This is a genomic window from Streptomyces sp. WAC04114 (genome assembly GCF_019733245.1).
Lineage (GTDB): Bacteria > Actinomycetota > Actinomycetes > Streptomycetales > Streptomycetaceae > Streptomyces > Streptomyces massasporeus_A.
The window spans coordinates 23,846-31,085 of the sequence record NZ_JAIGQA010000086.1 but is presented as its reverse complement, the minus strand read 5'-3'; the positions used below and the strand labels follow the sequence as shown (position 1 = coordinate 31,085).

At 73.6% G+C, this 7,240-nt stretch carries 6 protein-coding genes; 2 read left to right on the top strand and 4 right to left on the bottom strand.

The window, feature by feature from the left end; genetic code table 11:
* Window positions 1–331, top strand: a 331-nt coding sequence (locus tag K4G64_RS21990) for a tetratricopeptide repeat protein (RefSeq protein WP_221757736.1), incomplete at its 5' end; no start/stop codon positions are given.
* A 149-nt stretch (window positions 332–480) separates the two neighbouring features.
* Here the strand turns inward: K4G64_RS21990 and K4G64_RS21985 are convergent.
* The 4 genes from K4G64_RS21985 to K4G64_RS21970 form a co-directional block, all read right to left on the bottom strand.
* The gene (locus K4G64_RS21985) at window positions 481–3,036 is read right to left on the bottom strand and encodes a hypothetical protein (RefSeq protein WP_221757735.1); all 2,556 of its coding nucleotides are present in this window, start codon (window positions 3,034–3,036) and stop codon (window positions 481–483) included.
* 193 nt (window positions 3,037–3,229) lie between these two features.
* Window positions 3,230–3,640, bottom strand: coding sequence for a DUF6113 family protein (locus tag K4G64_RS21980; RefSeq protein ID WP_221757734.1), 411 nt, complete (start codon window positions 3,638–3,640; stop codon window positions 3,230–3,232).
* Window positions 3,637–4,539, bottom strand: coding sequence for an N-acetyl-1-D-myo-inositol-2-amino-2-deoxy-alpha-D-glucopyranoside deacetylase (gene mshB / locus K4G64_RS21975; RefSeq protein ID WP_221757733.1), 903 nt, complete (start codon window positions 4,537–4,539; stop codon window positions 3,637–3,639). Before mshB ends, K4G64_RS21980 begins: the two co-directional genes overlap by 4 nt.
* 28 nt (window positions 4,540–4,567) lie before the next feature.
* On the bottom strand, window positions 4,568–4,762 hold the full coding sequence (locus K4G64_RS21970; protein ID WP_031103282.1) for a hypothetical protein: 195 nt from the start codon (window positions 4,760–4,762) through the stop codon (window positions 4,568–4,570).
* A 177-nt stretch (window positions 4,763–4,939) separates the two neighbouring features.
* Between K4G64_RS21970 and K4G64_RS21965 the strand changes: the two genes are divergently transcribed.
* Complete coding sequence (locus tag K4G64_RS21965) at window positions 4,940–7,066, top strand: S9 family peptidase (RefSeq protein WP_221757732.1); 2,127 nt, start codon at window positions 4,940–4,942, stop codon at window positions 7,064–7,066.
* Window positions 7,067–7,240: the final 174 nt, after the last annotated feature.

Sequence of the window (7,240 nt, the reverse complement as noted above, 5' to 3'; positions counted from 1 at the left end):
GGCGACGGGGGCGGGGATCGATCCGTCGATGCTGCGGCCGGCGGATCCGCTGGATGTGGTGCTGCGGATCCTGAACAACGTGCGGGCGTGGGCGGCGGCCCGGCCCGAGCGGTCGGATGTGGCGCTGTGGGCGGTGGAGTTGTCGCTGCTGCTGCCGTCGCATCCGGCGCGGTTGCGGTACGAGCGGGCGCAGCTGCTGGTGCAGCGGGGCGAGTTCGTGGCCGGGGCCGTGGAGTTGGAGGCCTATGCGGAGGTTGTCTCGGCGGTGGATGAGGGGGCTGCCGAGCGGGTGCGGGGGGAGGCGTTTGCGGCCAGGGCGATGCTCAACTGACGCGTTCTCGCCGTAGGCGTTCCGCCGTCTTGCGGGTGCGGGTGCGTGGGGGCTGGTCGCGCAGTTTTCCCCGCGCCCCCTTCGACCGCGCCGTGCGAGAGCCCCCGTCCTCATCGGGCGGGGGCTCTCGTACGGCGGGGGGCCGGAGGTCAGTTCGGCTTGGTGTCGATGACTCCGACGCGCTCCGCGGGCGTCTTGCCGCGCAGGGCCTCGCGCAGCGCCGTGACGACGTCTTGCGGGAGGACGTCCCGCTTGCCGCTCGCACCCTCGATCTGCACGCCCTTGAAGGTCGTGCCGTAGGCCTCCTGGAGCGCCTTGAGGTTGTAGGTGTCCACGAGCTTGCCGTCGACGGCCTTGAAGCTGAGGATCTTCGGCAGGGACACCGGGCCGAAATCGATGCTGTGCGCCGCGTCGGTCCGGACGGTGACGAGGTCGGACATCGCCGGCTGCGCGACCTCCTTGAGCATCCGGTCGACCTCGGCGTTGGAGACCGTCGGCTGCCGGGTGGTGGTCGGGAGGTTCACCGTGCCGGCCGTGCCGGTCTCCACCTGGGTGCGGTACGCCTCCTCCACCGCGGTCGTCGACTTGGCGAGGTCGACGCCCTTGCCTGTCTTGCCGTAGACGGGGACGGCCTTGCCGCCCTTGAACTTGATCGTGCCGTCGCTCGTGGCGCCTGAGCCGCCCGCCGCGGCCTCCAGGGAGGCGTGCAGCTTCTCCTCGTCGACGGGCATGACCGGGGTGACGACCCGGTGGTTGCCGAACAGCGAGGCGATCACGGAGACCGGGTTGTAGTCGCTCTTGGCCGCCGCGTCGGCCGTGGCGTCCATGTCGAACTGCAGGCCCGCGTTGTCCGGGTCGAGGGCGACGGTCTTGCCGCCCAGCGACAGCTTCAGCTCCTTGCCGGCGTTCTTGTCGAAGGCCTCGTCGAGCTTCCTGACCGCCCCGTCGCGGGTGGTGCCGCCGATGTCGACGCCGAGCACAGTGGTGCCCTTGGGCACGTCGGTGCGGTTCATCAGCAGCCCGGCGCCGTAGGCACCGCCGGCGAGGACGACCACGCCGACGGCCAGCAGCACGAGCTTGTTGCGGCCCTTCTTCTTCGGGGCCTTGGAGGAGCTCGCCGGGGGCGGCGACACCGGCTCGGGCAGCTTCGGCGCCGCGTGGGGCACCGGGCCGTCACCGGGCGCGCCCGGGCCGAACGGCGAGGCGGCGCCGGACGGTACGACGGGGATGCCGCTGGTGACCGTGTGCCCCGAGACGTTGTCGTGCCGGGGGCCGTAGCCCTGGCCCTCCGGCGGTTCGGGGGCCGGCTTCTGCGGGGTCAGGATGGCGGTGTCGTCGCTCATGCCACCGCCGGGGCCGGTGCCCGCGGCGCCGGGAGCGGGGGTGCCGCCCGGGCCCGCGGGGCCGCCGGGGGCACCCGGGCCACCGGGGCCGCCGCCTATGGCTCCGGGGCCTCCGGGCCGGCCGGGGGCGTTGAAGGCGGAGGGAGCACCGGGGCCGCCGGGGCGGCCGGGGTCGTTGAAGGACTCGGGGGCGCCTGGCCTGGCCGGGTCGCCGAAGCCGTCAGGGCCGCTGCGGCCACCGGGGCCGCCAGGGGCGTCGAAGGCGCCGGGGCCCACCGGGCCGCCCGGCTCGTTGCCGAAGCCGCCGGGGCCACCTGGGCCGCCGGGTGCGTCGAAGGCGCCGGGTGCGCCCGGGCCGCCCGGCGTGTTGAAGCCGCCCGGCCTGCCGGGACCACCCTGCTCGTCAAAGCCCGCTCCGGCCGGCGGCACCATCGGGCCGTCACCGGTGACCGGTCCGCCCGTCGGGCCGGCCGGGCCCCGGGAACCAGGGCTGCCGGGCGTGCCGAAGCCGTCCGCCGCGCTCGGGCCACCCGGCTGACCGCCGTAACCGGACTGCCCGTTCTGCCCGGCCTGCCCGTCGCGGCCGTTCTCCGAGAAGTACGGCAGGTCGTCGCGGCGCGGTTCGCCGCCGGGGGCGGGACGCGAGCCGTTGCCCAGCGGGCCCGCCGCCAGGGCCTCGGTGACGTCGAAGGAGCCGGTGCCGCCGCCGTGCCCGGGCGCGACGGGGCCGCCGGTCGCGCCGCCCGGGAGCCCGGCACCGTTCGTACCGCCGGAGCGGGAGCCGCCCGGGGCGCCCATGGAGCCGACCACGCCTCCGGGCCGCCCGGCACCCGGCCGCGCACCGCCGGACGCACCGGCGGCGGGACCACCCGCGCCGGAGCCGCCCGGCGCCGGACGCGAACCGCCCGGCAGCCCGGCCCCGTTGGTGGAGCCGCTGCCCGGACCGCCCTTGCCGCCGCCCGACTTGCGGGGCGCGAACCAGTCGCTGGCCGGCTTGTCGTCACCCTGCTGCGCGGGCTCGGCGGGAGGCTCGGCCGTGCCCGGGCCCGCGCCCGTGGACGGGGCGGTGCCCGGCGCCGCCGACGCCTCAGCGTGCGTGTCGGTGCCGGCCGGGGCATCCACCTCCGCGACGGGCTTGCGCACCACCACGGGCGGAATGGGCCGCGACCCTGGGATGTTGATCCGGATCCGGGTCGTCAGCGTGGTCTCGGTCTTGCGTTCCTCCGGCCGCGTGGCGGAACGGCCCGCGTCCGTACCCGCGTCGGAGACCGTCGGGGTCCCGTACGGCGGCGTACCCGACGGGTAGGCGGCTCCACCGCGCCCGTTGGGCCCGGAGGACGGAGTGTCAGTTTCACGACTCAAGGCAGGTTCTCCCGGTTGGCTCCGCCGCCCGTCACGACCTCACGATGGGGGTCCCCCCTGCACGAGCGAAGTCGAGCGCTTGGGGGAGGCTCGGCGGCGCGCACCACCATACTGGCCACTTCTCGCCCGTATCCCGTGACCGCCGTGGAAACCCACACCGGACCCCCACGGCCACGTCCGGCGAAGTGGTACGTCACTTGGCAAGTCGGACGGAGTCGCCCTCCGGTTGCCGCCCCGGGGCGAGGGTGGCGCAGATCACAGCCACGGCGATGCCTCCGAGGAGGAAGAGATAGGAGCCGCTCCCCGCGGCGAAGAGGAAGTCGCCCTCGGGGCGGCTGGCGGTCAGCAGCACGACCGAGAGCATCCAGCCGGCGGCGACCGAGACGCCCCCGGCCCGGCCGCGCAGGACACGGGTGGCGCCCAGGACGGCTCCGGCCTCACCGGCCAGGGCGAGCAGCAGCCCGCCCGGGAACCATCCGGGCTGCACCAGGGCCCCGGCCAGGCCCACCAGGGCGCCGAGCACGAAGAACCCGAGGCAGGCGCCGACGCGTCCGGCGGTGGGCGGGCGCATCGGCTGGGCGAGCATCGACGTCCGGTCGCTCATGAGGCCTCCCCGACACCGGCGAAGAGGTCCGTCTCCGGTTCCGCGGAGCCCCGCTCGCCCCGCACCAGCTCGTAGTACTCGGTGGTGAGGATCGGCTGGGCGAGTTCGTTGGACAGCACGAAGTACGGCTCGGCCACGGTGATCTGGGTGGCGTGGGCGCGCATCGCGGCGGCCTTGGCGGCGGCGTGGGCGGTTCCGTCGATCACGGTGGTGATCCGCTCCTCGGGCACCACACCCGGGACGTCGTCGACCTCGGCCGCCTTGGCGAAGGGCGTCCCGGGCAGGTCCTCCCTCAGCCGCGCGAAGGACTCCTCCACAACGGGCCGGGGGACCCGGTTCCAGTACACCTTGGGGATGGGCACACCGGCATCGGCGGCCAGTTCCGCGGCGCGCATGGCGACCCGGTGGGCCTGGATGTGGTCGGGGTGACCGTAGCCGCCGTGCTCGTCGTAGGTGACGAGGACCTGGGGGCGTACCTCGCGGATCACCTCGACGAGGTGGGCGGCGGCCTCGTCGACGTCGGCCTGCCAGAAGCAGCCGGGGTCGTCGTTGTCGGGCAGGCCCATCATCCCGGAGTCGCTGTAGCGGCCGGCGCCGCCGAGCAGGCGGAAGTCCGTCACGCCGAGCTCGGCCATGGCGGCGGTGAGCTCACGGCGGCGGTGCTGGCCCAGGGCGGCGCCCGTCAGGTGCGCGAGCTCGGGCGGGATGACCTCGCCGCGCTCGCCGAGGGTGCAGGTGACCAGGGTGACGTGGGCACCCTCGGCCGCGTACCTGGCCATCGTCGCGCCGTTGTTGATCGACTCGTCGTCCGGGTGCGCGTGCACCAGCAGCAGACGCCTCGCGGAGCGAGGTGGGGGTCCCCCCTGCTCGGAGAGCTCGGGGGAGGGCAGTTCCGTCATGGGACCAGCCTACGAGGTCCCATGACGGTCAGAACTTGATGCTGCCGATCATGCCCGCGATGTTCGTCGTCAGCTCGTTGATCGTGGGAGCGACGGTCGAGGAGGCGAGGTAGAAGCCGAGCAGCATGCAGACGATCGCATGCCCCGCCTTCAGCCCCGACTTCTTGACGAGCAGGAAGACGATGATCGCCAGCAGCACCACCGCCGAAATCGAGAGTGCCACGGCGGCTCACCTCCAAAGATCCACGAGGGCGCGGGGGGTCGGACTATGGGGGCATCAAATCCGTACAGCGGCCAGCAGGTTCATACCCACTATGCGTCATTGATCATAACTATCCCTCCGTGCGCATCGATCGGCGCACGGCCGCACAAGGGGGCGCATGGCCAATATGGTCAGGGCATGACGACCGAGCCTCACTCCTTCCCCCGACGGCACGCCCGTACCCAGCGCTTCACGCTTGGCGCGCCGCGTTCGTTCACCGTGGCGCCCGACGGTTCGCGTGTCGTGTTCCTGCGCTCCGGTTCCGGTACCGACCGGGCGAATTCGCTCTGGGTCCTCGACGTGGAGGAGGGCGGGGAGCGTGTGGCCGCCGACCCGCGCGCCCTGCTGGGCGGTGCCTCGGAGGACCTCTCGCCCGAGGAGCGGGCCCGGCGCGAACGCAGCCGCGAGGGCGGCGCCGGCATCGTCGGGTACGCCACCGACACAGCGGTCGAACTGGCCTCTTTCGCCTTGTCAGGGCGGCTTTTCGCGGCCGAACTGCGGGCCGGGACAGCGCGTGAACTGCCCACGCCGGGCCCGGTGATCGACCCGCGTCCCTCCCCCGACGGGCGGCACGTCGCGTATGTCGCGCAGGGGACCCTGCGGGTGGTGGGCGCCGAGGGGGAGGGCGACCGGGCGCTCGCCGAGCCGGAGTCGGAAAATGTCTCATACGGGTTGGCCGAGTTCATCGCGGCGGAGGAGATGGGGCGGTCCCGGGGCTTCTGGTGGGCTCCGGAGTCGGACCGGCTGCTCATGGCGCGGGTGGACGACACGCCGGTGCGGCGGTGGTGGATCGCCGACCCCGCGCATCCGGAACGGGAGCCGCAGCGCGTGCCGTATCCGGCGGCGGGCACGGACAACGCGGAGGTGCGGCTGTTCGTGATCGGGCTGGACGGGGCGCGCACGGAGGTCGCCTGGGACCGGGCGCGCTACCCGTATCTGGCGCATGTCCACTGGTCAGCGGCGGGGGCGCCGCTGCTGCTCGTACAGGCGCGCGACCAGCGCAGCCAGCTGATCCTTGCGGTGGACCCGGACACCGGGGCGACGCGGATGGTGCACGCCGACGAAGATCGAACATGGCTTGATCTTTTCCCCGGGGTGCCGTGCTGGAGCCCGTCGGGGCAGCTGGTGCGGATCGCGGACGAGGGCGGTGCGCGGGTGCTGGCGGTCGGCGACCGGCCGCTCACGGGAGCACAGTTGCACGTCCGGGCCGTGCTGGACGTCTCCGCGCACGACGTGCTGGTCTCGGCGTCGGAGGGTGCCGAGGCCGCCGGGGAGGCGGAGACGGGCCAGGTGCACGTCTACCGGGTGAACGAGCTGGGCGTGGAGCGGGTGTCCCAGGAGCCGGGCGTGCACGCGGCGGTGCGGGCCGGGGAGGTGACGGTTCTGGTCTCGGCGACACTGAATCGGCCAGGTTCACTGGTGCGGGTCCTGCGCGACGGAAAACCGACCAGGACTGTCCCCTCGTACGCCGAAGATCCTGGTATGTCCCCCCGCGTGACGCTCACCGAGGGGGGCGCACGCCGTGTCCCGTGCGCCGTGCTTATGCCTCGGGACTACGACGGTGACACCCCTCTGCCGGTGCTCATGGACCCCTACGGAGGTCCCCATGGTCAGCGGGTGGTCGCCGCGCACAACGCCCACCTCACGTCACAGTGGTTCGCGGACCAGGGCTTCGCGGTCGTGGTCGCGGACGGCCGCGGCACCCCGGGCCGCTCCCCCGCCTGGGAGAAGGCGATCCACCACGACTTCACGCTGTCGCTGGACGACCAGGTGGACGCGCTGGAGAACCTTGCCGAGCGCCACCCCCTGGACCTGTCCCGGGTGGCCATCCGCGGCTGGTCCTACGGCGGCTGGCTGGCGGGCCTGGCGGTGCTGCGCCGCCCCGACGTCTTCCACGCGGGCATCGCGGGCGCGCCGGTGACCGACTGGAGCCTGTACGACACCCACTACACGGAGCGCTACCTGGGCACGCCGGCGGAGCACCCCGAGTCGTACGCGAAGAGCTCCCTGGTCACTCCAGAGGGACTGTCCTCCCCCGCCGAGCCGCACCGCCCGCTGATGATCGTGCACGGTCTCGCCGACGACAACGTCGTGGTCGCCCACGCCCTGCGCCTGTCCTCGGCCCTGCTGGCCGCCGGCCGCCCGCACGAGGTGCTGCCGCTGTCCGGCGTCACCCACATCACCCCGCAGGAACAGGTCGCCGAGAACCTGCTCCTCCTCCAGGTCGACTTCCTGAAGCGCTCCCTGGGCATCACCACCGCCTGAACACGGCGACGGGCCGGAACGCCTCACAGCGCTCCGGCCCGCCTACGGCACCCGCACGGCCGTACGCTGACCAGCCTGACGCGTCCGTATATCGGAACCGGGTCGGCGAAGTTGCCTGCGTGTTAACGCAGTTGGCGGGGGTTTGCGGGGGTGTGGGCCTCGGCCGCGGAGTCG